General features: G+C 66.0%; 22 protein-coding genes and 1 pseudogene. 10 read left to right on the top strand and 13 right to left on the bottom strand.

The window, feature by feature from the left end; all coding sequences use genetic code 11:
* Positions 1 to 6 precede the first annotated feature (6 nt).
* From U5S82_05210 to U5S82_05180, 7 genes are all read right to left on the bottom strand, one after another.
* Positions 7 to 1545 (bottom strand): cryptochrome/photolyase family protein, encoded by a 1539-nt coding sequence (locus U5S82_05210; GenBank protein ID MDZ7751059.1) that lies wholly within the window; start codon positions 1543 to 1545, stop codon positions 7 to 9.
* 16 nt (positions 1546 to 1561) lie between these two features.
* Positions 1562 to 2314 carry a bifunctional 2-polyprenyl-6-hydroxyphenol methylase/3-demethylubiquinol 3-O-methyltransferase UbiG gene (gene ubiG / locus U5S82_05205; protein MDZ7751058.1) on the bottom strand — a complete coding sequence of 251 codons (753 nt, stop codon included), beginning with the start codon at positions 2312 to 2314 and terminating at the stop codon, positions 1562 to 1564.
* Between the two features lie 552 nt (positions 2315 to 2866).
* Positions 2867 to 3322, bottom strand: coding sequence for a hypothetical protein (locus tag U5S82_05200; GenBank protein ID MDZ7751057.1), 456 nt, complete (start codon positions 3320 to 3322; stop codon positions 2867 to 2869).
* Positions 3319 to 4362: an NADP(H)-dependent aldo-keto reductase gene (locus U5S82_05195; GenBank protein MDZ7751056.1), complete on the bottom strand. Its 1044-nt coding sequence runs from the start codon at positions 4360 to 4362 to the stop codon at positions 3319 to 3321. The genes U5S82_05200 and U5S82_05195 overlap by 4 nt, the downstream gene beginning before the upstream one ends.
* A 186-nt stretch (positions 4363 to 4548) precedes the next feature.
* Complete coding sequence (locus U5S82_05190) at positions 4549 to 4950, bottom strand: S4 domain-containing protein (protein MDZ7751055.1); 402 nt, start codon at positions 4948 to 4950, stop codon at positions 4549 to 4551.
* Positions 4950 to 5207 carry a glutaredoxin 3 gene (gene grxC, locus U5S82_05185; protein ID MDZ7751054.1) on the bottom strand — a complete coding sequence of 86 codons (258 nt, stop codon included), beginning with the start codon at positions 5205 to 5207 and terminating at the stop codon, positions 4950 to 4952. Before grxC ends, U5S82_05190 begins: the two co-directional genes overlap by 1 nt.
* A 150-nt stretch (positions 5208 to 5357) precedes the next feature.
* The gene (locus tag U5S82_05180) at positions 5358 to 5555 is read right to left on the bottom strand and encodes a hypothetical protein (GenBank protein ID MDZ7751053.1); all 198 of its coding nucleotides are present in this window, start codon (positions 5553 to 5555) and stop codon (positions 5358 to 5360) included.
* 291 nt (positions 5556 to 5846) lie between these two features.
* Here U5S82_05180 and purU point away from each other — a divergent pair, with 291 nt between their 5' ends.
* On the top strand, positions 5847 to 6710 hold the full coding sequence (gene purU, locus U5S82_05175) for a formyltetrahydrofolate deformylase (protein ID MDZ7751052.1): 864 nt from the start codon (positions 5847 to 5849) through the stop codon (positions 6708 to 6710).
* Positions 6711 to 6767: 57 nt separating this feature from the next.
* On the opposite strand, the gene U5S82_05170 is transcribed toward purU, so the two are convergent.
* The 6 genes and pseudogenes from U5S82_05170 to map all read right to left on the bottom strand — a co-directional run bounded on the left by U5S82_05170 (position 6768) and on the right by map (position 14692).
* The gene (locus U5S82_05170) at positions 6768 to 7955 is read right to left on the bottom strand and encodes a MinD/ParA family protein (protein MDZ7751051.1); all 1188 of its coding nucleotides are present in this window, start codon (positions 7953 to 7955) and stop codon (positions 6768 to 6770) included.
* A gap of 142 nt (positions 7956 to 8097) precedes the next feature.
* Positions 8098 to 8691 carry a DUF948 domain-containing protein gene (locus tag U5S82_05165; GenBank protein ID MDZ7751050.1) on the bottom strand — a complete coding sequence of 198 codons (594 nt, stop codon included), beginning with the start codon at positions 8689 to 8691 and terminating at the stop codon, positions 8098 to 8100.
* A gap of 176 nt (positions 8692 to 8867) precedes the next feature.
* Positions 8868 to 9332: pseudogene (locus U5S82_05160) on the bottom strand (hypothetical protein).
* Between the two features lie 9 nt (positions 9333 to 9341).
* Positions 9342 to 10877, bottom strand: a complete 1536-nt coding sequence (locus tag U5S82_05155; GenBank protein MDZ7751049.1) for a dynamin family protein — start codon at positions 10875 to 10877, stop codon at positions 9342 to 9344.
* Between the two features lie 360 nt (positions 10878 to 11237).
* The gene (glnD, locus tag U5S82_05150) at positions 11238 to 13904 is read right to left on the bottom strand and encodes a [protein-PII] uridylyltransferase (GenBank protein MDZ7751048.1); all 2667 of its coding nucleotides are present in this window, start codon (positions 13902 to 13904) and stop codon (positions 11238 to 11240) included.
* A 20-nt stretch (positions 13905 to 13924) separates the two neighbouring features.
* Positions 13925 to 14692 carry a type I methionyl aminopeptidase gene (map, locus tag U5S82_05145; GenBank protein MDZ7751047.1) on the bottom strand — a complete coding sequence of 256 codons (768 nt, stop codon included), beginning with the start codon at positions 14690 to 14692 and terminating at the stop codon, positions 13925 to 13927.
* Between the two features lie 643 nt (positions 14693 to 15335).
* Between map and rpsB the strand changes: the two genes are divergently transcribed.
* The 9 genes from rpsB (at position 15336) to bamA (ending at position 25104) form a co-directional block, all read left to right on the top strand.
* Positions 15336 to 16184 carry a 30S ribosomal protein S2 gene (gene rpsB / locus U5S82_05140; protein MDZ7751046.1) on the top strand — a complete coding sequence of 283 codons (849 nt, stop codon included), beginning with the start codon at positions 15336 to 15338 and terminating at the stop codon, positions 16182 to 16184.
* An 84-nt stretch (positions 16185 to 16268) separates the two neighbouring features.
* A complete protein-coding gene (gene tsf, locus U5S82_05135) occupies positions 16269 to 17153 on the top strand; it encodes a translation elongation factor Ts (protein ID MDZ7751045.1) in 885 nt (294 codons plus the stop codon).
* Between the two features lie 49 nt (positions 17154 to 17202).
* On the top strand, positions 17203 to 17931 hold the full coding sequence (pyrH, locus tag U5S82_05130) for a UMP kinase (GenBank protein MDZ7751044.1): 729 nt from the start codon (positions 17203 to 17205) through the stop codon (positions 17929 to 17931).
* Positions 17932 to 18005: 74 nt separating this feature from the next.
* Complete coding sequence (frr, locus tag U5S82_05125) at positions 18006 to 18563, top strand: ribosome recycling factor (protein MDZ7751043.1); 558 nt, start codon at positions 18006 to 18008, stop codon at positions 18561 to 18563.
* A gap of 52 nt (positions 18564 to 18615) precedes the next feature.
* Positions 18616 to 19377, top strand: coding sequence for a polyprenyl diphosphate synthase (gene uppS, locus U5S82_05120; GenBank protein MDZ7751042.1), 762 nt, complete (start codon positions 18616 to 18618; stop codon positions 19375 to 19377).
* A 3-nt stretch (positions 19378 to 19380) separates the two neighbouring features.
* Entirely contained in the window at positions 19381 to 20223 is an 843-nt protein-coding gene (locus U5S82_05115) for a phosphatidate cytidylyltransferase (GenBank protein ID MDZ7751041.1), read from the top strand.
* Positions 20220 to 21404: a 1-deoxy-D-xylulose-5-phosphate reductoisomerase gene (gene ispC / locus U5S82_05110; protein ID MDZ7751040.1), complete on the top strand. Its 1185-nt coding sequence runs from the start codon at positions 20220 to 20222 to the stop codon at positions 21402 to 21404. Before U5S82_05115 ends, ispC begins: the two co-directional genes overlap by 4 nt.
* A gap of 1 nt (position 21405) precedes the next feature.
* On the top strand, positions 21406 to 22767 hold the full coding sequence (gene rseP, locus U5S82_05105; GenBank protein MDZ7751039.1) for an RIP metalloprotease RseP: 1362 nt from the start codon (positions 21406 to 21408) through the stop codon (positions 22765 to 22767).
* Positions 22768 to 22812: 45 nt separating this feature from the next.
* Complete coding sequence (gene bamA / locus U5S82_05100; GenBank protein MDZ7751038.1) at positions 22813 to 25104, top strand: outer membrane protein assembly factor BamA; 2292 nt, start codon at positions 22813 to 22815, stop codon at positions 25102 to 25104.
* Positions 25105 to 25110 lie beyond the last annotated feature (6 nt).

Below are 25110 nucleotides of genomic sequence, written 5' to 3'. Positions count from 1 at the left end.
GGTACCTCAGGGTGGATGCTCTCGCAGGGCGGTGGCGGCGGCCCGCAGGGTCGCCACGTCCTGGGGTGACAGGCGCTCTACGGCGCGCCACTGCAGGGCCGTGCGGGGGTGGTGGGCGAAGCGCCGGCGATGGGTCAGCAGAAAATCCCAGTAAAGAATATTGAAGGGGCAGGCGGTGGCGCCTGACGTGACCCGGGAGTCGAAGGGGCAGGCCGCGCAGTAGTTGCTCATGCGTTGGATGTATTTGCCCGAGGCGGCATAGGGCTTGGAGGCCATGAGGCCACCATCGGCATGCTGGGACATCCCCAGGGTGTTGGGGAGTTCCACCCACTCCACCGCATCCACGTACACCGCCAGATACCATTCGTGCACCTGCCGCGGTTGCACTCCGTAGAGCATGGCGAACAGGCCTGTGACCATGAGCCTCTGGATGTGGTGGGCGTAGCCGTGGTCCAGGGTCTGGCCCACAGCCTGGGCCAGGCAGTGCATCCGCGTGTCAGCGTTCCAGTAGAAGGCCGGCAGATCGGCCCGCGCCCCAAGATGGTTCATCTCCAGGTAGTCGGGCATGAAGCGCCCATAGATACCGCGCACGTATTCCCGCCAGCCCAGGATCTGGCGCACGAAGCCCTCCACCGAGGCAATGGGCGCCTGGCCTTGGTGGTAGGCCTCCAGGGCCGCGTCCATGACCTCCCGCGGGTCCAGGAGGTGGAGGTTCAGGGCGGCGGACAGGGTGGCATGGTAGAGCCACGCTTCGTCCGTCCACATGGCGTCCTGGTGGGGCCCGAACGAGGCCAGGCGGTGGGCGATGAAGTCCGCCAGGGCGCGCCGCGCATCCGCGGTGGTGACGGGCCAGTTGAAGTGCTCCAGGCGGCCGGGGTGGGCGGCGAAACGGCGTTCGACGATGTCCATGACCTCGCGGGTGGTGGCGTCCGGTGCGAAACCCAGGGGGCGTGGCAGGAGGCCCGGGCCCCGGCGGGGAAAGGGCTGGCGGTTGGCGCGGTCGAAGTTCCAGGCCCCGCCCGCCGGCTTGCCGTCGTCGTCCATGAGGATGCCGTGGCGCCGGCGCATGGCGCGATAGAAGTGCTCCATCACCAGGTTGCTGCGGCCGTCCGCCCAGCGGGCAAAATCGTCGTCGTCGGCCATGAAGTGGGGATCAGGCAGTACTCGCAGGGGCACACCGGAGGCTCGGCATTGGGCGGCGATGGCGGTGGCGACGCCGTATTCTCCGGGCTGCACCACCACCAGCTCGCGGGGGGCTGCGATGGCCAATGTCTCCGCCAGGGCGGCCTCCAGGGTGGGATGCCGGTGGTCTTCGAGGGCCAGATAGCTGAGGTGGAAGCCGCTGGAGGCGAGTCCGGCGGCGTAGTGACGCATGGCGGCCAGGAACATGACGATGCGGGCTTTGCCGGACCACACCCGGGTGGCCTCGCCCGGGGCCTCGACCATCAGCAGGCGGTCTGTGCCCGGGGTGAGGGACGTGAGCAGGGGGTTTTGGGGGGAGAGCTGGTCCCCCAGTATCAGTCCCAGACGGTGGCCCGCGGTCACGGTGAGGCGGTGCGGTTCAGGGGCGGGGCCGGGAGGCGGCCACCATGTAGTTGATGCCCAGGTAGTCGCTTAACGCAAAGTGGCGGGTCAAGGGATTGACCCGCACGCCCACGGTGGCATCCACCCCCAGGCCCCCCGCCTCCAGCAGACGGATGACCTCCGCCGGCCGGCGCAGCTTGGCGTAGCGGTGGGTGCCCCGGGGCAGCCAGCCCAGGATGTATTCCGCCCCGACGATGGCGCTGGTGAAGGCCGCCCAGGTACGGTTGATGGTGGCCACGAAGGTCATGCCGCCGGGCGCCACGAGGGCGTTGCAGGCCATCATGAAGCTCTCCAGATCGGCGACATGCTCCACCACCTCCATGTTCAGGACCACGTCGTAAGGCACCCCGCGGGCCGCCAGATCCTCGGCGGTGATGGTGGTATAAGCGATGTCGCGCCCCCCTGCGGCGGCGTGCAACCGTGCCACCTGGATATTCTTCTCCACCACGTCCACGCCGTGGACCGAGAGGCCCATGTCGTGGAGGGACTCGCTGAGAATGCCGCCGCCGCAGCCCACGTCCAGGGCGGTGAGGCCCGCCAGGGGGCGCGGCTTGTCGGGATCCCTCCCGAAGCCGGCGCACAGGCGCTCGCGGATGAAGGCGGTGCGCAGGCGGTTCAGGCGGTGCAAGGGCCAGAACGGACCGCCGTCGTCCCACCAGGTGTGGGCGAGGCGCTGGTAGTAGGGCAGTTCGCTCTCGTCGACACTGGCTGCCAGGGGCTGGTGATTCATTATCGCTGCCTCTGTTCGCTGGTGAGGTGTAGCCGTTCCGCGCCTCGAAGCTATAGGCCCCCCCCTGTCGGGCTGAAGCCCGACCTACGGCCCGACCTATCCAATACCCCCACTCCCTACTCCTTGGGCACGGATGTGGGTAGGGATTCATCCCAACATTCAAACCCGCGGCGCATACCCCGCGCGGGGGCGGTGCCACGCGAAGGCTGTCGGGCTGAAGCCCGACCTACAGCCCGACTTGCACGACACTCCCCTGTCCATTCCCTGGGCACGGATGTAGGTCGGGATTCATCCCGACATTAAAGCCCGCCGCGCATACCACAGGCCGGGCCGGAACCACCCGCCAGCGTTGGGTGTCGGGCTGAAGCCCGACCTACAGCCCGACCTCCGTCTTAGCGAGTGGATATTCTTCTTTCTAAACCCACGAATTCTGCTGACGAACCCGAAATATTTTGTTTAGCATCACCTGCGAGGTCCTCGGCGTCCGAAATTACGGGACAGCTACGCAGTCATGTCCACTACGAAGGGTTCCGGTGACCGGATCCGTCGCCGTCAGGGGCGTCGCCGCGAGCGGCGCCGGCCGCAGAAGCGGCTGATGCCCTGGGCCACCGCCTCGAAGGGCAGGCGCTGGAGGCTGCCATAGGTGGACTGGGCGCGCCCGGCGAGGCCGTGGATATCCGCGACCCGCGGCCTGTGGTCCGGATCCAGCGCGGACTGGAGGCCCTGGAGGCCGCCGGCCTGGAGACGCAGCTCCTTGGCATGGGGCAGGGCACCCGGGATCTGCCGTTCCCCGAGGGCGAAACGGCCCTTGTCCCGGAACAGCTGCAGCAGGGCCCAGCAGTTGCGCGCGGCGTTGTAGTCGGTGCAGCGCACGCACTCCCGCTCTCCGAGGTTGAAGCGCTCCACCAGGGAGCAGTCGCACTGGCGGTTGAGCACTGCCTTCTGGAAGGCGCAGGGCAGTTCCTGGACATCCTCCAGGGTGCGGCGGAATTCGTCTTCGTCGGTCATGGCGCGGGGTAGGGGTGGCGTTTGTGGATGGCCTCGATGGCTTCCAGCACCGGCGGGGACAGGATCACGCCGGCACTGCCGATATTGGTGGCCAGCTGGTCCAGATCGGTGGCCCCGATGATGGTGGCAGCCAGGAAGGGGCGGCTGTTTGCATAGGCCAGGGCCAGCTGGGCCGGATCGAGGCCATGGTGGCGGGCCAGATCCACGTAGGCCCGGGTGGCGGCCACGCTCTCGTCTCCCAGGTAGCGGGCATAGGCGGGCCAGCGGCTGATGCGTGCCCCGGCTGGGCGGGCGCCGTCCAGATATTTGCCCGTCAGCACCCCGAAGCCCAGCGGCGAGTAGGCCAGCAGGGCCAGGGCCTCGCGGTGGGCCACCTCGGCCAGCCCCACCTCGAAACTGCGGTTGAGCAGGCTGTAGGGGTTCTGGATGGAAGCCGGTCGGGGCAGGTCGCCGATAGTGGCGGCGTGGATATAGCTCATGGCGCCCCAGGCCGATTCGTTGGACAGGCCGAAGTGGCGGATCTTGCCCTCCTTCACCAGGGTGTCCAGGGCCTCGAGGGTCTCCGCGAAGGGGGTGAAGGCCTCGTCGGGCAGCACCTCATAGCCGAGACGGCCGAAGAAGTTGGTATTACGCTCGGGCCAGTGTAATTGGTAGAGGTCAATGTAGTCGGTGCCCAGGCGCCGGAGGCTGGCCTCCAGGGCTTCGCGCAGGTTGCCGGCGTCGTAGCGGGAGCGCCCGCCACGGATATGGGGAATCCAGTCCGCGCCGGGCCCGGCCGCCTTGGTGGACAGCACCACGCGGTCACGGTTGCCCCGGCGGGCCAGCCAGGAACCGATGTAGGTCTCGGTGCGGCCGTAGGTCTCGGCGCGTGGAGGGATGGGATAGAGTTCGGCGGCGTCGATGAAGTTGACCCCGTGATCCAGGGCGTAGTCCAGCTGGGCATGGGCCTCGACCTCGCTGTTCTGCTCGCCCCAGGTCATGGTGCCGAGACAGATGACGCTGACCTCGAGGTCGGTGCGGCCCAGAGTACGGTACTCCATCCTTCGCTCCTCCATCGGTGGGGGGGTAGGGCAAGCCAGCCTGGCCTTCTCGCTGCGCGCCAGCTTCATTTTCGGCCACGTGGCGCATTTGGGAAAACGGTGTCAGGAGCCTTTTCCTGCTAGAAACGGTTCCTGACACCCTTTTCCCAGCGGGGTCGGCGTGTAAAGCGAGAGGCCTCGTCTGCCTCAGCTTCCGGTACCCTGGTCGCGGCCCAGGCGTGCCAGTTGGCGGCGATCCCGCTTGGTGGGGCGCCCCGCCCCCTGTCCGGGGTGGCCGGCGGTGGCGCGCTGTGCCGCCGCGGACTGTTGGCGCTGGCGCAGGCTCTCGGCCGTCTCCTCGTAGAGGGCCTCGGCCTCGCGGGCGGGGCGGCGGGTAGTGGCGAGACCCCGCACCACGACCGTGATCTCCCACTCGCCCTTGCGTACCCGTATCACCTGATCCGGTCGCACCGGCCGGGCGGCTTTCGCCCGCTGGCCATCCACATGGACCTTGCCGCCGCTCACCGCCTCGGCGGCGAGGCCACGGGTCTTGAAGAAGCGCGCCACCCACAGCCACTTGTCGAGGCGTTGCGTACCCTCAGCAGACACTATTCCAGTCCCAGCAGGGCATCGAGACGCCCCTCGCGCTCCAGTTGCACCAAGTCGTCGAAGCCACCCACCGCCACCTCGTCGATGAAGACCTGGGGCACCGTGCGGCGCTGGCTGCGTTGCATCATCTGCCGCCACAACTCCCGGTCCGCGCCCACGTCCACGACGTCGTAGCTGATGCCCTTGTTATCCAGCAGCCGGCGTGCCCTGATGCAGTAAGGACAATGGGTCGTGAGATATATTTCTACGTTAGCCATCGGCATGAATCCAGGCCGTTCGTGTGAGGGAATGGTATGGCGGCCCCGGCGGCGGCGCCGGGACAAAAAAAAGCGGTCCCGCGGGACCGCATCGATACTGCATGACGGCGGGCGCACCGTGGCGGGGCGCCCTGATTGGCGGAGCCGTCGTTACTTTTTTACCCACTTGTCGAAGTTGTCGGTGGTCTTCTCTTTGCCATCGCCGTAGCCGGCCTCGTAGGCCTCTGTCACGCGCTGCTCCTCGCGCTCCGGCATCAGCATGTACCCCGACTGCCAGCCGATGATGTACTCGGGCTCCACGCCCAGTTTCTCCATTTTGTCACTGGCCTCATAGTAAAAATTATCCACGCTTGCCTCCTGAACGGACTATATCAACAATGAACGAAGATCTAATATAACCATTAATTCTCCCACTGCGGGTGCTGATTGGCAAGAGCAGCGGGCTTATCGGGGGGCGGGAGGCGCCGGCAGCGGTTATAATCCTACGGCCGGTAGGGTGGGGAAGCCTTCCAATGCCACGGGAATAGACGGGAAATCGGTGCTTCCCACCGTGATCCGGCGGGCTGTACCTGCCTTGTCGCCGGCCCATCCTGCGCCTTAACGTGAAAGTCGCGAAGCACGAACTCCATCGGACGAACCATGGATCCCGCCACCACTGCCCGCCTCCTCATCACCTGTGCCGACAGGCCAGGTATCGTCGCCGCCGTGTCCAACTTTTTCTACAACCACGGTGCCAACATCACCGCCCTGGACCAGCATTCCAGTGATCCGGAAGGGGGGCGCTTTTTCATGCGCCTGGAATTCCAGACCCCCCATATCGAGCTGCCGCGCTCGGTGCTGGAGCGCGCCTTCCAGGGCATGGTGGCGGAGCGCTATGCCATGGAGTGGCACATCAGTTATGCCGCCGAGTTGCCCCGCATGGCCGTACTGGTATCGCGCCACGAACACGCCCTGCTGGAGCTGCTGTGGCGCTGGAGCCGGGGCAAGCTGCCGGCCGAGTTCGCCATGGTCATCTCCAATCACCCCGATGTGCGGGAGCGGGTGGAGTCCTTCGGCATCCCCTTTCATCACGTGCCGGTGACCCCGGATACCAAAGCCACGGCGGAGGCGGAAATCCTGGCGCTGCTGGATGGTGCCGCCGATGTCGTGGTGCTGGCGCGCTACATGCAAATCCTCAGCCCCGACTTCGTGGCCGCCTATCCCAGCCGCATCATCAACATCCACCACTCCTTCCTGCCGGCCTTCGCCGGCGCGGATCCCCACAAGCGGGCCTGCGAGCGCGGGGTGAAGCTCATCGGCGCCACCGCCCATTACGTCACCAGCGAACTGGACGAGGGACCCATCATCGAGCAGGACGTGGAGCGCGTGTCCCATCGCTTCAACGCCGACGAGTTGCGTGAACTGGGGCGGGACATCGAACGCAACGTGCTGGCCCGCGCCGTGCGCTGGCACCTGGAGAACCGGATCATCGTGGATGGCAACAAGACGGTGGTGTTCGCCTGATAACGCCCCCGCGGCCGATAATCGCTGCAAATCGCTACCGCGGTTGCCGCGGGTCCATCAGTTGCGCTCCAGGGCATCCAGGGCGTGGCGCAGCCAGCGTGTGCCCTCAGCGGCGCGCCGGCGATCCGACAGCAGCAGGGCGGCGATGCTCTCGGCGTTGCGCACCGGCCGGCCCTGGGTCTTCTCGTAGATGCCCTCGAGGGTGAAGATGAGTTCCTTCAACTCCGATTCGGGATAGCCCTTGCGGTGCAGGTGGCCGAACAGGTCCCCGGTCACCGAGCCGCTGCGGCTGGGACAACGGCGCTCGTAGGCCTCCAGCAGGGGGGCGAGCAGCCGTGCGGCCTCCGCCGGGGAGGTGAGGTCGGCGGTGAGATAGTCCACGAGCCGCGCCACCGCCTGTTCCAGGCTCGGCTGTGGGGCGGCGGACCCGGATCGGGATTCCTTTGGGGCCCGCGTGGCCCGCTCGCGCCAGTAGGTGCTGAAGCCGCCGGGGCCTGCATGGTTGAGAAACTGGCGATGGACGATGTCCGCCAGGGCATCCAGGCAGCCGGCGGCCCTGCTGTCCGGCGCCCATACCACTACCGGAACCTGGTTGCGCACCGCCTGCTCCACGCGGGTGTCCGCGGCCACGAAGCCGAGGTAGTTGACGTTGCTCTTGAGATATTTCTTCACGGCGCCGAGAAAGCGCCCGTGGACCCGCCGGCTGGTCTGATAGTCCGGGGCACGGTTGACCACCACGTAGAAGGGCGCCCGGGAGCCCCGGGACAGGGCCAGCTTGAGGAGGGAGAAGGCATCGGTGAGGGCAGTGGGTTCCGGCGTGATCACCAGTACCTTGTATTCGGCGGCGTCGACGAAATCGAGGACGTTGCGGGTGACTCCCGCGGCAGTGTCGATGATGATGTGGTCGTAGTTCCTTTCCAGGGTGCCGAGGGCGTCCACCAACTGGCCGCGGGCGGCGGGGGCGAGTTCGGCGCAACGTTCCACCCCCGAGGCCCCGGGCAGGATGTGGAGGCCCCAGGGGGTGGTCGCCATCACCTCGCCGACGGTGTACTCGCCTGTCACCACCTGTTCGATGGTGCGTGCGGGGGATATGCCCAGCAGGATATTGACGTTGGCGAGTCCGGTATCGGCATCGAACAGGCATACCCTGGAGCCACGGCGGGCCAGGGCCACGCCCAGATTGACCGCGATATGGGTCTTGCCGACCCCACCCTTGCCGCTGGTGATGGCGATGACTGTGGCCACGGAGCCCCTTGAGATCGATGTCGTCGTGCCGTGGGCCCGCAGCGGCCCGTGACTGGGACTTTATTATCTTACAAGGGGCGCTGGAAACGCGTTTGCGGGCCCGGCGGGGGGCGACCGGCTCGGGGCCATGCGGATGGACCCGCTACCACATGGGGAAGAAGGAATTCATGAAGGACATGGGCCTCACCACGTTGGACGTCATCGCCCCCATGTCCCGGCTCATGTAAGCGGTGTTGGCGGTCATGGAGTCGACGGAGCGGCTCATGGCCGCGATGCTGGTGAGCATGGGATCGAGGGCGTTCATCTTCTGGGAGATGTCCACCATGTCCCGATGGACGTTGGTGAGGTTCAGGTTCATGGCCTCGGTGTCCATGGCGATGGTTTCCATGTTCAGGGACATCTCGTTCATGCGTTCCGTCATGTGACCCACGTTCTCCGACAGCTTCACCATGTTGTGGTGCATGCCCTCCAGATGTACCGACATGCGGGGATCGACGCTCTTGGCCAGCACGTGCATGTCCTGGGTAAGGCTGAAGATGAGGAAAAAACCGTAGCCGGCGAGGATGATGAAGGCAAACAGCGCCGGGTAGACCACCAGTTCCCAGCGCCGTGCGCTGGTCTCGAAGGCACGGGCGAATCGCTCCAGGGCGGCCTCGTTGGCGACGAACACGTCGCCGCCGTTTTTCGTGCTGGCGGCAGGGGAGGGATCCTGTGCCGAAGGGGGATTGCTTTCCATAACGCTTTGCACCAGTTGGGGAGACGATGAATCGCCGCCGCTTATTGTTGTGGCACTCGTTGGACTATTTCGAGTTGCTTATGTTCAAAGGATAAAACGATACCCGTATCAGAGATTTCTGAAATCGGGAACCCGCGCCCGTCGTGGCGCGAGGGTTCCAGGAGGCGATCGGCTGTGTCGATGATGCCATGTGTGACCAGCCAGTGGCGGGCATCCTCGGCGTCTTTCTCGAACCATGCCCGGGCGGAACCCAAGCGGAAGCTGTAACCCCAGCGATCCATGTCCGCCAGCAGCCGCCGGCGTCCCAATCCGGGGACGGCGTCGGCCAGCAGCACCTGCAGGTAGCACACGGCGCTCTCTTCCATGAAGTCGCCAGCGGCGTCCGTGTGCAGCCGCGCCCGGCGTCCGTCGTCCATGCAGATGTAGTGGCAGGCTTCATGCAGCAGCGAGTGCACGGGGGTATCCACGCGGAACAGCAGCCGGTGGCCCACCAGGCCCGCTTCCGGCGCCCCCCAGTAGCTTCCGGGTATAGGGCGGTGGTTCGCCACCTCCACCGCCTCGAGGCCGAAGGGGGCCAGCAGTCGCCGGGCATGGCCGGCGGGCAACTCGGCACAGCGCATGACGCCGGTGGGATCCACCATGGCGACGGCTCAGACCGTGCCCCGTTCCCGGGGGATGTCGTCGTCCTCCCGGCGTTCGGCGTCCTCTTCATCCGCGGGCAACATGTCCACGATGGCGTCGATATTCCCCATGGGTTGGTGTCCTTCGCCCGAGGGGTTTGTGAACTGGTCGTTGAGGGACTGGATGTACTGGTCGGCATCCGCCAGCACGCTGGAAACGCGTCGCTGGGCCCGTTTGTTCCAGCCCACGGGCATCACCCGGAACAGCAGGCGCCAGGGGCTGGTGTTGAAGCGGAAGGCCCGGCGCAACATCTCGGTGGTGAGCATGGGGATCCCCTTGGCGTCGATGCGCTTCTCCATCCTGCGGGCCACCAAGGCACGCACGGAGAAATGTATGTACAGCGCAGCGCCCAGGATGATGACGCCGCCCAGCACGGTGATGACGGGATGCTGGAACAGCATGGACCACCAGGGCACGTAGGTGCCGAGCACGCCGGCCAGTATCAGGATGGTGAGGAAGATGGCTCCATCGGCGATGAGTACCCGTTTGCGCCAGCGCCGGCGCAACTCGATCATGCGGTTCACGAAGCCCTCTTCCACGCATTTGGCGGTCTGCTCCAACACGCCGATGATGCGATAGGACCGCTCCACCTCCACGCGCTTGATGCGGGTCTCGATCTCGTTGAGATCGGTGTCGCGCTTGGACTCGAAGCGGGCGCGCCGGGCGTCGTCCTCGATGGGGGTGGCGGCGTTGGGGTTGTAGATGCGGTAGAAGTATCCGGCGGTGAGGCCGTGTTGGGACAAGGCTCGCTGCCATGCCGCGAACACCTCCTCGGGGTTGTCCTCCCGGGCGGTCACGTCCACCTGGTTGAGGATATAGAGGAATTTGTTGGAGTCGGCGCGCTTGATGGTGCCTGACACCAGATGCTGGAGGGTGTCGTGCATGGCCCCGGCCTCGGGATGGCGGGCATCGAACAGCACCAGCACCAGGTCGGACAGATCCATGATACGGTCCGTGATCTGCAGGGTGGAGGTGCGCTGGGCGTCGGCGTCGAAGCCGGGGGAATCGATGAGGATCTTGCCCCGCATCTTCTCGCTGGGGCAGGTCTTGAGCTGCAGGTAGGCGTCCACCCGGTAGCCCTGGCCCGCGTCGACGTTCTCGATCTCCTTGCTGATGCGGTAGAAGGGGAAGCGGGGATCCGAGTCCAGGGAGATCCCCGGCAGGGTGCGTGGCGTCTCGTCCACGCCGTAGCAGATCACCGTGAATTTGTCGTCCACTGCCTGGGTGCCGGTCTTCTGCAGATCCATGCCCAGGTAATAGTTGATGTAGGTGGATTTGCCGGACGAGTAGGTGCCGAGGATGGAGATCATGGGCCACCAGGAGACCCGGGTGGCGAAGGATTCGGAATGGTCCAGCAGACCGAGAGCATAGGCCACCTGGTCCATTTGGCGAAAGCTGTGGACCACCTGCAGGAGTACGGGGTTTTCCGCCTTGAGGTGCTCCTCCAAGCGCTCGAGGCGCTGCTGGACCTGACGGGATTCCTCTTTATGGCTACGAATTTCCATAGGACATTGGCCTCTGCCGGCGAAGGGACACAATTACTTAATTTTAACCCATAACGCGGGCCCGCTGCGATGGTTCCGTTGTCCCGGAGTTCACGCCATGCGTTTCGATCCGCCCCTGATACGGGGCCGACTGGTGCCGCGCTACAAGCCGGCGGGCTGTCGGGCTGAAGTCCGACCTGCAAATACCTCTCCCACCGTCCATTCCAACGGCACGGATGTAGGTCGGGATTCATCTCGACATCCAATCCCGCCGCATGCGCTCGGGGCCGGGCCGGAATCTCCGCCGGCGGGCTGTCGGGCTGAAGCCCGACCTACAGTCCGACAGCCCGACATCCAACCCCCGGACATCAGGCCACCCCGTCATCCGAGTTGGCTGTGAATGGCCTTGTCGAGACACTGCACGATGGCATGGTCCAGGGGCTCTCCGTCCATGTCGGTGAGGAAGAAAATGTCCTCCACCCGTTCTCCTAGAGTGGCCACCTTGGCCGCCTGCAGGCGCGTGCCGCAGTGGGCGATGACCAGGGCCAGATGGGCCAACAGACCGGGCCGGTCCCCGGTCCTTACTTCCATGATGCTGCGGTGATTCACCGTGTCGGTGTAGTAGTTTATCTCCGTGGGCACGTAGAATTGGCGCAGCCGCCGCTCCATCAGGCGCTGGGGTGGCGTGGGGGGCACCGAGGACTGGGCAAGGGCCGTGCCCATGGCCCTTTCTATCTCGCGCTGGCGGGCCGGCTCCACCACCGGGCGCAGGTCGTCCTCGCCCAGCAGGATGAAGGTGTCCAGCGCGCTGCCGGAGGCCGTGGTGATGACCCGGGCATCGAGCACCGACAGGCCGAGGCGGTCCAGGGTGGCGGTGGCGGTGGCAAACAGGAAGGCGCGGTCCCGCGCGTAGACGAATACCTCGGTACCGCCCCGGTGGGTCTTGGACCGTACCCGCACCAAGCGGTCCTCGCCCTCCCGGCGGGCCTCGAGGATGGCGGCAGTCTGCCACTGGATCTCGTCGGGCGAATGGCGCAGGAAATACTCCTCCGGCAGCTCCGCCCACAGCGCCTCCACCTCGTCCCGTCCGAAGGCGCCCTGGGACAGCCTGAGCCAGGACACCTCCTGGGTCTCCTTCACCAGATCCGGCGTCTCGGTGGGCTTTTCCGGACCCAGCCGCAGCATGCGCAGGGTGGCGTTATAGAGCTGCCATAACAGGGCGTTCTTCCAGTCGTTCCAGAGGGTGGGATTGGTGCCGCGGATGTCCGCCACCGTCAGCAGATAGAGATAGTTCAGGTGGCCGCGGTCCCCCATCTTATCGGCGAAGGCGGCCACCACCTCGGGGTCGGAGATGTCCTCGCGCTGGGCCGTCACCGACATGATGAGATGGTTCTTCACCAGCCACTGGACGAAATCCGCCTCGCGCCGCGTGAGGCCGAGACGGATGCAGAAGTCGAAGGCATCCCGCGCCCCCAGTTCCGAGTGGTCGCCGCCCCGTCCCTTGCCGATGTCGTGGAACAGGCCGGCCAGGTAGAGCACCTCCGGGCTCGGCAGGGTGTCCATGAGGTCGGAGCAGTAGGGGAACTCGTGATGGAACTCGGGTACCGTGAGGCGGCGCAGGTTACGCACCACCATGAGGGTGTGCTCGTCCACGGTGTAAACGTGGAACAGGTCGTGCTGCATCTGGCCCTCCACGGCGCCGAAGGCCGGCAGCCAGGCGCCGAGCACGCCGTAGCGGTGCATGCGCCGCAGGGCATGGGTGATACCCCGGGGTTGACGCAGGATGTCCAGGAACAGCCGCAGGTTGGCCGGGTCGTGGCGATAGTCCTCGTCGATGAGGTCGAGATGGGCCTGGACCTGGCGAATGGTGGGGGCGCTGACGCCGGTGAGTTCCGGGTGCTGCTGCATCACCAGGAAGAGTTCCAGCAGCGCCGAGGGCCGGTCCGCGAAGACCCGTTCGTGGGTGGTCTCCAACTGGCCGCCGCGGTTGCGGAAGCGCTCGTTGATGGACGCCGGCGGGGTGTCGCTGCCCTTGCCGAGGATGACCTCGTCGAACAGGGACATGAGCATCTCATTCAGGCAGGCCAGCTCGGCCACCGTGCAGTAGTACGCCTTCATGAAGCGCTCCACCGCCAAGTGATGGTCGTCCGGCCGGTAGCCGAAGCGCTCGGCCAGGGCCCGCTGGTGGTCGAACAGCAATCGCTCCTCGGCGCGCCCTGTCATCAGATGCAGGCCGCAGCGCACCTTCCACAGTAAGGACTGGCCTTTCATCAGGGCCACGTATTCCGCATCCGTGAGGAAGCCGCCGCTGACCAGTTCGTAGAGGTCGTCCGTCTCGAAGTGCCGCTTCAGCACCCAGCCCACCATCTGCAGGTCCCGCAGGCCGCCGGGGCCTTCCTTGATGTTGGGTTCCAGGTTATAGAGGGAATCGTGGAACTTGCGGTGGCGGGCCGCCCGCTCGGCACGCTTGGCCTCCAGGAACTCCCGCGCCGGCCACATGGATCGGCCATCGGTGGCGGCGCGCATGGCGCTGAACAGGCGCTCGTCCCCCGCCAGCAGCCGGGATTCCGTGAGGTTGGTGACCACCGACAGATCGGCGGCGGCCTGGCTCACGCATTCCTCGACGGTGCGCACGCTCTGGCCGATCTCCAGGCCAATGTCCCACAGCTCCACCAGGAAGCGCTCCAGGGTGTCGGTGTCGCCGGCGGCGATATCTTCGGGCAGCAGGACGAGAATATCGATGTCCGAGGCCGGATGGAGTTCGCCGCGACCGTAGCCGCCCACCGCCACCAGGGCGGGGCGCTCGGCGAAGTCGCCCAGCCGCGATCGCCACAGGGCCGTGAGGATACGGTCCACGGCCGCGGCGCGGGCGGTCACCAACTGGTCGGCGGGGAGCTGGTGGTCGAAGGCCTCGGCGAGGCGCCGGTCCACCCGCCGCACCGCATCGCTGAATACTGCCATGGGCACGCCTGCCCGGTTGAGGGCCGCCGTCTCGTCAGCGGGGAGCAGGTTCAGGGAAGGGGAGAGCGTCGCCGCGGGGTTGGCCATGGTAAGGGGTCGTCGCGGGACTAGACCGCCTCGTCGCTGCGGCGGGTGAGGACCTCATGGCCGTCGCCGGTGACGAGGATGGTGTGCTCCCACTGGACCGACAGGCCATGGTCCTTGGTGACCACCGTCCAGTTGTCCTTCAGGAGCTTCACGTGGCGCTTGCCGGCGTTGATCATGGGCTCGATAGTGAAGGTCATGCCGGCCTGTAACACCATGCCGGTCCCGGGATTGCCGTAGTGCAGCACCTGGGGATCCTCATGGAACTTGCGGCCGATGCCGTGGCCACAGTATTCCCGCACTACCGAATAATTGTGTCGTTCGGCATGGCTCTGGATGGCATGGCCGATATCGCCGAGGGTGGTACCGGGGCGCACCAGGTCGATGCCCATCTCCAGGCATTCCTTGCACACGGTGGTGAGCCGCCGCGCCATCACCGAGGGCTCGCCCACGAAGAACATCTTGCTGGTGTCGCCGTGGAAGCCGTCCTTGATGACGGTGACGTCGATGTTGACCACGTCTCCGTTCTTGAGCCGCTTGTCCCCCGGGATGCCGTGACAGACCTGGTGATTCACCGAGGTACAGATGGATTTGGGAAAGCCCCGGTAGTTGAGGGGGGCGGGAATGGCCTGCTGTTCGTCGACGATGTAGTCGTGGCACAGGCGGTCCAGCTCGCCGGTGGTGACACCCGGCACCACGTGGGGACCGATCATCTCCAGTACCTCGGCGGCCAGGCGGCCGGCCACACGCATCTTCTCGATCTCTTCGGGAGTCTTGATAGTCACCGCCATGTTTCGTTGGGCTGGGCCTTCGCGCACGGGAATCGGGCTCCGCTGATTGGGGGACGGCCGGCGCAGCCCCGTGGCCTCCGGTCCGTCCGGGACTCGTACACCGCCGGTGCCTGCCCGACAGCTCGGCGACCAGGGCCCTCGCCTGGCCAAAGCTTCCCGGAAATGCTCCTGTTTACAGGAGGTTATCGGTCTGGGAATGACGCACGGTGGATTGTGATGGAAACGCACCTATGGTATAAAGCCGCCCCCCGTTTGGCAACGGCGCGTTTCCTGTGGAAATAGCCGCCGCCGCGGGCGAGCCCTGTCCGGGCGGATATGCCGTCGGACCAGGGTCTCTTTGGACCTGATATGTCCCCGCCGGGGGCGTTCAGGCCGTTTTAACGTGAAAGTCGCGAAGCACGAACACCCCGTCGCCCTCTGGGAGAGGGATGGGGTGAGGGAACGAACATGGCGATACGCGCTCCTCTTTCATCATCTTGGGCGGCGCGTATCGCCATGAGAGTCAGCGGGAAACGCCGCGCAATTCGGCATTTCCTCATAAAAATTCCACACGCGTGCCAGCCACGTGCGTCGCGGGTGCCCGGAGATTCGGGTTACGGCGCACGGGCACGCGGAGGCCCAACCCACACAGGAGAAATGACAGATGGCAAACGTAACCATGCGCCAGATGCTGGAGTCCGGCGTGCATTTCGGTCACCAGACCCGTTTCTGGAACCCGAAGATGGCCCCCTATATCTTCGGCCAGCGCAACAAGATCCATATCGTCAATCTGGAGCAGACACTCCCCCTCTATAGCGAAGCCATGAATTTCCTCGGCCGCATGGCGGCCAACGGCGGCGCCATCCTGTTCGTGGGCACCAAGCGCACCGCCCAAGAGGCGGTACGCGCCGAGGCCCTGCGCTGCGGCATGCCCTATGTGGATCGCCGCTGGCTGGGGGGCATGCTCACGAATTTCAAGACCGTCAAGCAATCCATCGCCCGGCTCAAGGAGTTGGAGGCCATGATGGAGGACGGTTCCATGAACCGAATCAACAAGCGCGAAGGCCTGATGCGCCAGCGCGAGCTGGATAAGTTGGAGAGCAGCCTCGGCGGTATCAAGAACATGAACGGCCTGCCGGATGCCATGTTCATCATCGACGTGGGCTTCGAGAAGATCGCGGTGGCCGAGGCCACCAAGCTGGGCATCCCCGTGGTGGGCGTGGTGGACACCAATAACAGTCCGGACGGTGTGGATTACGTCATTCCCGGCAATGACGATGCCATCCGCGCCATTCATCTCTACGTGAGTGGTGCCGCCGATGCCATCAAGGAAGGCCGGGAGGCCGCCCGCAACATGCTGGTGAATACCGAGCAGGACGAGGGTGGACAGCCCGTCGCGGAGCAGGCACCGCCCCCCGCCGAGGCCTCCCCCGAGGCCGCGGCCCCAGCCCCCGTCGAAGCCCCGGCCGAGGCGGAGGCTCCAGAGACCAAGGCGGCCGATACCTCGGCATGAGGGGCGGGTGGCCCGCCTCGGTGATGTGGCGGGCCACTGGTGTCACCCGAACCCATTTTTAAGGTTTCAGAGAGGACAGTGGCAATGCAGATCAGCGCTGCACAGGTAAAGACGCTGCGTGAACGCACCGGCGCAGGCATGATGGAATGCAAGAAGGCCCTGGTGGAAGCCGGGGGTGATATCGAAACAGCCGTGGAGGTCATGCGCAAGTCCGGTGCCGCCAAGGCGGACAAGAAGGCCGGGCGGGTGGCTGCCGACGGTATGGTCGGCATGGCCGTGGCCGGCGACGGTCTGCGCGCCGCCATGGTGGAGGTCAACAGCGAGACCGACTTCGTGGCCAAGGAGGAGAACTTCCGGGGCTTCGTCCAGGCCCTCGCCGATGTGGTGCTGCGGGAGCAGCCGGCGGACGTGGAGGCCCTGTCGGCCCTGAGCCCCGAGGAGTTCGGCGGGGCCTCGGTGGAGGATGCCCGCCGCGAACTGGTGGCCAAGGTGGGTGAGAATATCGCCATCCGGCGTCTCGAGGTGATGGCGGCTGCCGGCGACCGTATCGGCCAGTATCAGCACGGCGCACGCATCGCGGTGTTGGTGGACATGAGCGGCGGCAGCGACGAGCTGGCCCGTGACGTGGCCATGCATGTGGCCGCCAGTCGGCCCGTGTGCCTGGACGAGGGCAGTATCCCCGAAGGCATGCTGGACAAGGAGCGGGAGATCTTCGCCGCCCAGGCCGCCGAGAGCGGCAAGCCACCCGAAATCGTCGACAAGATGGTGACGGGCCGCATCAAGAAGTTCGTAAAAGAAGTGACCTTGTTAGGCCAGCCCTTCATCAAGGACCCCGATACCACCGTCGAGAAGCTGCTGGCGGACCAGGGTGCCCGGGTGAACGCCTATGTTCGCATGGAGGTGGGCGAGGGCATCGAGAAGAAGACGGAGAACTTCGCGGAAGAGGTGGCGGCACAGGCCCGCGTCTGACCATCATGGGAACGTGCAGCCGCCCATCACCCCGCCCCGGGTCCCCGGCATGACGTCCGCGGCGCTGCGCTATCCGCGGGTGCTGCTCAAGCTGAGCGGCGAGGCGCTCATGGGGGATGGCGAGTTCGGTATCGATCCGGTCATGGTGGAACGCACCGTGGACGGTATCCTGGAACTGGTGGCCGCAGGCGTGCAGTTGGGGCTGGTGCTGGGGGGCGGTAACATCTTCCGCGGCGCCGCTCTGGCCCGGGGTGGCCTGGATCGGGTGACCGCCGACCACATGGGCATGCTCGCCACGGTGATGAACGCCCTGGCCATGTCCGATTTCCTGGTGCGCCGGGGTCAGCGGGCCACGGTCATGTCGGCCATCCCCATGGGTGGCGTGTGCGAGCCCTACGACCGCCGGCGCGCCGTGACCCTGCTCGAGGACGGCCATGTGGTGCTGTTCACCGCCGGTACGGGCAACCCGTTCTTCACCACGGATTCGGCGGCCAGCCTGCGGGCCATCGAGGTGGCGGCCGATCTGCTGGTCAAGGCCACTAAGGTGAACGGCGTCTACGCTGCGGATCCGATGACTCATCCGGACGCCGAGCGCTTCGTGAAGATCAGCTACGGAGAGGTGATTCGACGCCGCCTCGCCGTCATGGATACCACCGCCATCGTGCTGTGCCAGGACCACGGGATGCCCCTCAAGGTGGTGGACATGGGGCGGCCGGGGTCCCTGATGCGGGCGGTTCGGGGCGAGGACGAGGGCACTTTGGTCTACAGCGACGACTGAGGTCCCTCGCGGCCGGCGGGCGGCTCGCCGGAACTCAAAATAGACGCTCTCTCATTGATGGAACGGTTGATACCATGATAAACGACATTAAGAAAGACGCCCGCTTGAGGATGGACAAGAGCATCGAGGCCCTGCGCCAGGAGCTCACGAAGCTGCGTACCGGCAGGGCCCACACCAGCCTGCTGGACCATCTCCACGTGAGTTACTATGGTTCGGATGTGCCCATCAACCAGGTGGCGAATGTCAACGTCATCGATCCCCGCACCCTCGGTGTCGCGCCCTATGAGAAGTCCATGGTGCCGGACGTGGAAAAGGCCATACTCAATTCGGGACTCGGTCTCAACCCGGTGACCTCGGGCACCATCATACGGGTGCCCCTGCCGCCCCTCACGGAGGAACGGCGCAAAGACATGATCCGGGTGGTGCGCCAGGAGGCGGAGCAGGCGCGGGTGGCCATTCGCAATATCCGCCGCGATGCCAACCATTCCCTCAAGGAGTTGTTGAAGGAAAAGGAGATCTCCGAGGACGACGAGCACCGCGCCCAGGATGAGATCCAGAGGCTCACCGATACCAAGGTGGCGGAGGTGGACAAGGTACTGGAGGCCAAGGAAGCCGATCTCATGGAGGTGTGACTCCGCGGTCCGGGGTTGCGACGTAAACCATCTGGAGGGGTGTCACAGTTTCATGAGTTCCGAGCAACCTCCGACGCTCCGCGAGGATTCGCGGCCCCGGCATCTGGCCGTCATCATGGACGGCAACGGTCGCTGGGCCCGGCGCCGCCATCTGCCGCGCTTCGCAGGCCACAAAGCGGGTGCGGACACCGTGGAAATGGTGGTGGAGGCCTGCGGCCAGCTCGGCGTAGAGGTCCTCACCCTGTTCGCCTTCAGCAGCGAGAACTGGCAGCGTCCCGAGGACGAGGTGGGGATGTTGATGGGGCTCTTCGTGTCCACCCTGGAGCAGAAGTCCCGCCGCCTGCATCGCAACAACGTGCGGCTGCGGGTCATCGGTGACCGCAGGCCCTTCAGCAGCACCCTCAGACAGCGCATCGTCGAGGCCGAGGAACTCACCCGGGACAATACCGGCCTCCACCTCTTCATCGCCGCTAATTACGGTGGCCGCTGGGACATCGTCGAGGCCGCCCGCCGGCTGGCCGTCGAAGTACAGGCCGGCACCCTGGCGGCGGCGGATATCGACTTGGAACACTTCGCGGCCGCCCTGTCGCTGGCCGGCCATCCGGAACCGGACCTCTTCATCCGTACCGGTGGCGAGCAGCGCATCAGCAACTTCCTGCTGTGGCAACTGGCCTACACGGAACTCTACTTCAGCGACGTGCTGTGGCCCGATTTCGGTCGCGGCGACCTGCTCGCGGCCTTCGCCGATTTCGCCCGGCGCCAGCGGCGTTACGGCAAGACGGGGGAGCAGGTGGCCCGGGTGCAGGGTGCGTAGGCCATGAGCCGCCCCCTGTCCTCGCTGACCCAGCGGGTGCTGACGGCCCTGGTGTTGGTTCCCCTGGTGGTGGCGGCCATCCTGCTGCTGTCTCCGCCCGGGTTCGCGGCCCTGCTGGGCCTCTTCGTGCTCGGTGGCGCCTGGGAATGGTCGGCCATGGCGGGGTTGGGGGATACCCGCCGCCGGGTGGCTTATGTACTGGTGACGGCGGCCGTCCTGGGGCTGGTCTACGGGCTGCTGGCGCGCCCCGCCGCGGGCCCCCTGCTGCTCCTGCTGGCCCTGGTGTGGTGGGCCCTGGCGGCCGCCCTGGTGGTGCGATTTCAGCTCCAGGGTGTTTTCACCACCGGCGGCCCGTGGAGCCGTGGGGCGAGCGGCCTGCTGATCCTCGTCCCGGCCTGGTTCGCCCTGGTGGTGCTGCACCGCCAGGAGGCCGGCGGCCCGTGGCTGGTGTTATTCCTGCTGGTGCTCATCTGGGGTGCCGACACGGCGGCCTTCTTCGTGGGACGGCGCTGGGGCAGCCGCCGGCTGGCCTCGCGGGTCAGCCCGGGCAAGAGCTGGGAGGGGGTGGCCGGCGCCGTCGTTGCCGTGCTGGTGCTGGCCCTGGCGGTGGGCGAGCCCCTGGGTTTCGGGGAGTCACTGGTGCCCTTTCTCACCCTGGTGGCCCTGACCGTGGCGGCCTCGGTACTGGGTGACCTCACCGAGAGCCTGTACAAGCGCGAGGCGGGCCTCAAGGACAGCGGCAGCTTGCTGCCGGGCCATGGTGGCGTGCTGGATCGCATCGACAGTCTCACCGCGGCAGCGCCCCTGTTCGTGCTCGGCCTCTACGGCATGGGGCGTGTGGCGTGAAGGGCGTGACCATCCTCGGTTCCACGGGCAGCATCGGGGTCAGTACCCTGGATGTCCTGGCGCGCCACCCCGGGCGTTTCCACGTGGTCGCCCTCACGGCCAACGGCCACGTGGAGCGCATGGCCGAGCAGTGCCGGCGCTGGCAACCGGCCTGGGCCGTCATGGTCGACGAGGACGCCGCCGGGCGGCTGGCGGCGGTGTTGCGGGCGGAGGGGAGCGCCACCGAGGTGCTGGCCGGCCGCGACGCCCTCGCTACCGTGGCCACCCTGCCCGAGACCGACTACGTGATGGCGGCCATCGTGGGCGCCGCCGGCCTCATGCCCACCCTGGCCGCCGCCGAGGCCGGTAAACGGGTGCTGCTGGCCAACAAGGAGGCCCTGGTGATGTCGGGAGACCTTTTCATGGGGGCGGTTCGCGACCACGGTGCCGAGCTCCTGCCCATCGACAGTGAGCACAACGCCGTCTTTCAGTGCATGCCCCCGCGCTTCGCCGAGGGCCTCGCCGGCCGTGGCGTGCGACAGATCCTGCTCACCGCCTCGGGCGGGCCGTTCCGCGACCGCGACCCCGCCACCCTGGCGGAGGTGACCCCGGAGGAGGCCTGCAATCATCCCAACTGGGACATGGGTCGCAAGATCTCGGTGGATTCCGCCACCATGATGAACAAGGGCCTCGAAGTCATCGAGGCCTGCTGGCTGTTCCATACCACCCCCGACCATGTCCGGGTGGTGCTGCACCCCCAGAGCATCGTCCACTCCATGGTGAGCTATTGCGACGGCTCCGTGCTCGCCCAGCTGGGCAATCCCGACATGCGCACCCCCATCGCCTACGGCCTGGCATGGCCGGAGCGCATGGACTCGGGCGTTGAACCCTTGGCCCTGACCGGTGTCAATCTGACCTTCGGCGAGGCCTCCACCGAGCGCTTCCCGTGTCTCGGGCTGGCCTTCGATGCGGCGCGCGCGGGCGGCACCGCGGGGGCCATACTCAATGCCGCCAACGAGGCGGCGGTCGCGGCGTTCCTGGACGGGCGCCTGAGATTTCCCGATATCGCGCGGGTGGTGGATCACGTCCTCGGTCGAGCCGTGGCGGTACCGGCGACGGATATCGCCACCATCATGGCCGCCGACGACGAGGCCCGGCAGTTGGCGGGCGAGTACCTGATGAACCTGGGGAGACGCAACTGACATGGATACCTTGAACGCCATCGTGTTTTTCATCATCGCCATCGGCGTGCTGGTGACCATCCACGAAGCCGGTCATTTCCTGGTGGCCAAGCGCCTCGGCGTCAAGGTGTTGCGGTTCTCCGTGGGCTTCGGCCGGCCGCTGTGGCGCCGCCGGGCGGGGGCCGATGGCACCGAGTACCAAGTGGCCATGTTGCCCCTCGGCGGCTACGTCAAGATGCTGGACGAGCGTGAGGCCGAGGTGCCCCCGGAGGAGGCACACCGGGCGTTCAACAACCAGACCCTGGGGGTGCGCACGGCGGTGGTGGCGGCGGGACCCCTGGCCAATTTCCTCTTGGCGGTGGTGGCCTACTGGTTGATGTTCATGGTGGGTGTGGGCGGGTTCCGTCCGGTAGTCGAGGAAGTCGAGCCCGGGGGCTTGGCCGACCGCGCGGGACTGCGGGGCGGCGACGAAATCATCGCCGTGGACGGCACGGCCACTCGCAGCTGGGATCGCGTGATGCAGGCCCTGACGACCGCCGCCGTGGACGGCAATGACGCCCTGGTGCGGGTGGATACCGGCGGCGCCGACCACACCCTGACCATCGCCGCCTCGGCCATCGACGTGGATGCCCTGGCGCGCCGGGGGTTCCTCGACCAGTTGGGGGTGGAGCCCATGCGTCCGGCCATCGAACCCGTGGTGGGACGCATCGAGAAGGGGAGTCCGGCGGCGGCGGCGGGGCTGCAGGCGGGTGACCGTCTGGTGGCGGCCGACGGCGAGGACATCGGCGGCTGGCGCGCGTGGGTGGACTACGTGCGGGCGCGGCCGGGCAAGGCCATCAGCCTGGTGGTGGAGCGGGGGGGAAGCCGGCACATCCTCGACCTGGTGCCCGCGGCGACCCGGGACAATGGTGCCACCGTGGGCCGCATCGGGGCCGCGGTGGTGGCGCCCGATCTGGCGACCCACCCCCTCTATGTGGTGGAACGTTATGGCCCCGTCGCGGCGCTGGGCAACGCGGCGGCGAAGACCTGGGAGGTCACGCGGCTGACCCTGGCCATGATCTGGAAGATGTTGACCCTGCAGATCTCGGCGGACAACCTCAGCGGGCCCATCAGCATCGCCCAGTATGCCGGGGATTCGGCCAAGGTGGGGTTGGCCCGCTACCTGGAGTTCCTGGCCCTGGTGAGCGTCAGCCTGGGTATCCTCAACCTGTTGCCTATCCCGCTACTGGATGGTGGTCACCTGATGTATTACCTTATCGAGCTTTTTAAAGGAAAACCCGTTTCCGAGGAGGCGCAGCTGGCGGGGCAGCGCCTCGGCCTGGCCATGCTGGCGGGCCTCATGGGACTGGCTTTCTTCAACGACTTCGTGCGCCTGTTGGGCTGATCGAGGAATGGGTGTGACCGACCGACGCGGGTGCCGAGAATAATAATGAATCAGTTGCGACGCTACTTTTACGCCGTTGTTTTCACCTGTTGCGCCGTGGCGGCGCCCGTTCAGGCGTTCGAGCCTTTCATGGTGGATGACATCCGCATCGAGGGGCTGCAGCGGGTCACGGCGGGCACGGTGTTCAACTACCTGCCGGTGCAGATGGGCAGCCGGCTGGACGAGCGGGGTGCCACCGAGGCCATCCGCGAGTTGTTCAAGACGGGATTCTTCAAGGACGTGCGCCTCGAGCGGGACGGCGACGTGCTGGTGGTGTTCGTCAGGGAACGCCCGTCCATCGCCAACATCGAGATAAGCGGCAACTCCGCCATCGAGACCGACCAGATCCTCGAGCAGTTGAAGTCCATCGGTTTCGCCGAGGGCCGGGTGTTCGAGCAGGCGCAGTTGGAATCCGTGCAGCGTGAGTTGCAGAACGTCTATTTCTCCCTGGGCAAGTACAGCGCCACCATAGAGCCCACGGTGACTCCCCTGGAGCGCAACCGGGTGGGCGTCAGCCTGGACATCGAGGAAGGTGATGTCGCCCGCATCAAGCAGATCAACATCGTCGGCAACAAGGCCTACGACGAGGACGAGTTGCTGGACCTGTTCCAGCTCTCCACCGGTGGCCTGCTGTCCTTCATCTACGGTGACGACCAGTATTCCAAGCAGAAGCTGGCGGGCGATCTGGAGACCCTGCGCTCCCATTACCTGGACAGTGGTTTCATCAACTTCAACGTCGAGTCCACCCAGGTCACCCTGACGCCGGACCGCGAGCAGGTCTATATCACCATCAACATCACGGAAGGCGACAGGCATGTGGTGGACCGGGTCAAGCTGGCGGGTGATCTGGTGCTGCCCGAGGAGGAACTCTTCAAGCTCCTCACCATCGGTTCCGGCGACGTGTTCTCCCGCCGCAAGGTCACGGCCACCAGCGAGGCCATCACCACCCGCCTCGGGGAAGAAGGCTACGCCTTCGCCAACGTGAACGCGGTGCCGGAGATCGATGACGAAGACAAGACCGTCGAGCTGACCTTTTTCATGGACCCGGGCAAGCGGGTCTATGTCCGGCGCATCAACGTCAAGGGCAACACCCGCACGCGGGACGAGGTGTTGCGCCGCGAGATGCGCCAGCTCGAGGGCGCCTGGATCGACACCTCCAAGGTGGACCTCTCCAAGCAGCGGCTGGACCGGCTGGGTTATTTCCAGGAGGTCAATGTGGAAACCCCGCCCGTGCCCGGCACCACGGACCAGGTGGATGTGGATTTCACCGTGGCGGAGAACCCCTCCGGCAACCTCATCGCCGGCGCGGGCTTCTCCCAGTCCCAGGGCATCATCTTCAGCACCAGCATATCCCAGGACAACTTCCTGGGTTCCGGCAAGCGCATCGGGCTGGCCTTCAACAACAGTGACGTCAACACGGTCTATTCCTTCTCCTACGACGACCCCTACTGGACCATCGATGGCGTGAGCCTCGGCTTCAGCCTTTTCAGTCGGGAGACCGATGCCGAGGAGGCCAACGTCTCCGATTTCACCACGGACCGTCTGGGGGGCGCCCTGCGCTTCGGTCTGCCCATCAGCGAATTCGAGCGCATCTTCCTCGGCGTCGGTATCGAGAATACCGCCATCAATCTGGGATCCTTCCCATCCACCCAGATCGTCGATTTCCTCGATCGCGAGGGGGACGAGTTCACCTCCTGGACCCTGACGGCGGCCTGGAGCCACGACTCACGCAACCGCGCCATATTCCCGGACCGCGGCGTGTTTCAACGTTTTTCCGGGGAGGTGGCCATGCCCGGCGGCGACCTGAATTATTACAAGGTCACCTATCGCCATGACTGGTATATCCCCCTGTCGGAGCGCTTCACCCTGCTCCTTAAGGGTGATGTGGGCTACGGCGACGCCTACGGGGACACCGGCGAACTGCCCTTTTTCGAAAACTTCTTCGCCGGTGGTGTACGATCCGTGCGCGGTTTCGAGGACAATACCCTGGGTCCCCGGGACAGCCAGGACGACCCCCTGGGCGGCGACGTGAAGCTGGTGGGCAATGCCGAGTTGCTGTTGCCGGTGCCCTTCGCGGCGGACAGCAAGTCCCTGAGAATGTCCGCCTTCGCCGATGCGGGCAACGTTTTCGGGCCGGGAGATGACGTGGATACCAATAATTTCAGGTTTTCCGTGGGTGTCGGGGTGACCTGGCTATCCCCCCTGGGGGCCCTGACTTTCAGCATCGCTCAGCCCCTCAACGACGAAGACGGTGATGAGGTCCAGAACTTCCAGTTCACCTTCGGCAATACCTTCTAGTGCCCT

The sequence above is a fragment of the Gammaproteobacteria bacterium genome (genome assembly GCA_034522055.1).
In the GTDB taxonomy this organism is placed as follows: domain Bacteria; phylum Pseudomonadota; class Gammaproteobacteria; order JAABTG01; family JAABTG01; genus JAABTG01.
Note: the sequence above shows the minus strand (reverse complement) of the source record. Positions and strands in the feature narration are given on the sequence as shown.

Coding starts and splice junctions, on each gene's coding strand:
- ubiG (MDZ7751058.1), bottom strand. CDS start 2,314: ATGAATCACCAGCCCCTGGCAGCCAGTGTCGACGAGAGCGAACTGCCC.
- U5S82_05200 (MDZ7751057.1), bottom strand. CDS start 3,322: ATGACCGACGAAGACGAATTCCGCCGCACCCTGGAGGATGTCCAGGAA.
- U5S82_05195 (MDZ7751056.1), bottom strand. CDS start 4,362: ATGGAGTACCGTACTCTGGGCCGCACCGACCTCGAGGTCAGCGTCATC.
- grxC (MDZ7751054.1), bottom strand. CDS start 5,207: ATGGCTAACGTAGAAATATATCTCACGACCCATTGTCCTTACTGCATC.
- purU (MDZ7751052.1), top strand. CDS start 5,847: ATGGATCCCGCCACCACTGCCCGCCTCCTCATCACCTGTGCCGACAGG.
- U5S82_05165 (MDZ7751050.1), bottom strand. CDS start 8,691: ATGGAAAGCAATCCCCCTTCGGCACAGGATCCCTCCCCTGCCGCCAGC.
- U5S82_05155 (MDZ7751049.1), bottom strand. CDS start 10,877: ATGGAAATTCGTAGCCATAAAGAGGAATCCCGTCAGGTCCAGCAGCGC.
- glnD (MDZ7751048.1), bottom strand. CDS start 13,904: ATGGCCAACCCCGCGGCGACGCTCTCCCCTTCCCTGAACCTGCTCCCC.
- map (MDZ7751047.1), bottom strand. CDS start 14,692: ATGGCGGTGACTATCAAGACTCCCGAAGAGATCGAGAAGATGCGTGTG.
- rpsB (MDZ7751046.1), top strand. CDS start 15,336: ATGGCAAACGTAACCATGCGCCAGATGCTGGAGTCCGGCGTGCATTTC.
- tsf (MDZ7751045.1), top strand. CDS start 16,269: ATGCAGATCAGCGCTGCACAGGTAAAGACGCTGCGTGAACGCACCGGC.
- pyrH (MDZ7751044.1), top strand. CDS start 17,203: ATGACGTCCGCGGCGCTGCGCTATCCGCGGGTGCTGCTCAAGCTGAGC.
- frr (MDZ7751043.1), top strand. CDS start 18,006: ATGATAAACGACATTAAGAAAGACGCCCGCTTGAGGATGGACAAGAGC.
- uppS (MDZ7751042.1), top strand. CDS start 18,616: ATGAGTTCCGAGCAACCTCCGACGCTCCGCGAGGATTCGCGGCCCCGG.
- U5S82_05115 (MDZ7751041.1), top strand. CDS start 19,381: ATGAGCCGCCCCCTGTCCTCGCTGACCCAGCGGGTGCTGACGGCCCTG.
- rseP (MDZ7751039.1), top strand. CDS start 21,406: ATGGATACCTTGAACGCCATCGTGTTTTTCATCATCGCCATCGGCGTG.
- bamA (MDZ7751038.1), top strand. CDS start 22,813: ATGAATCAGTTGCGACGCTACTTTTACGCCGTTGTTTTCACCTGTTGC.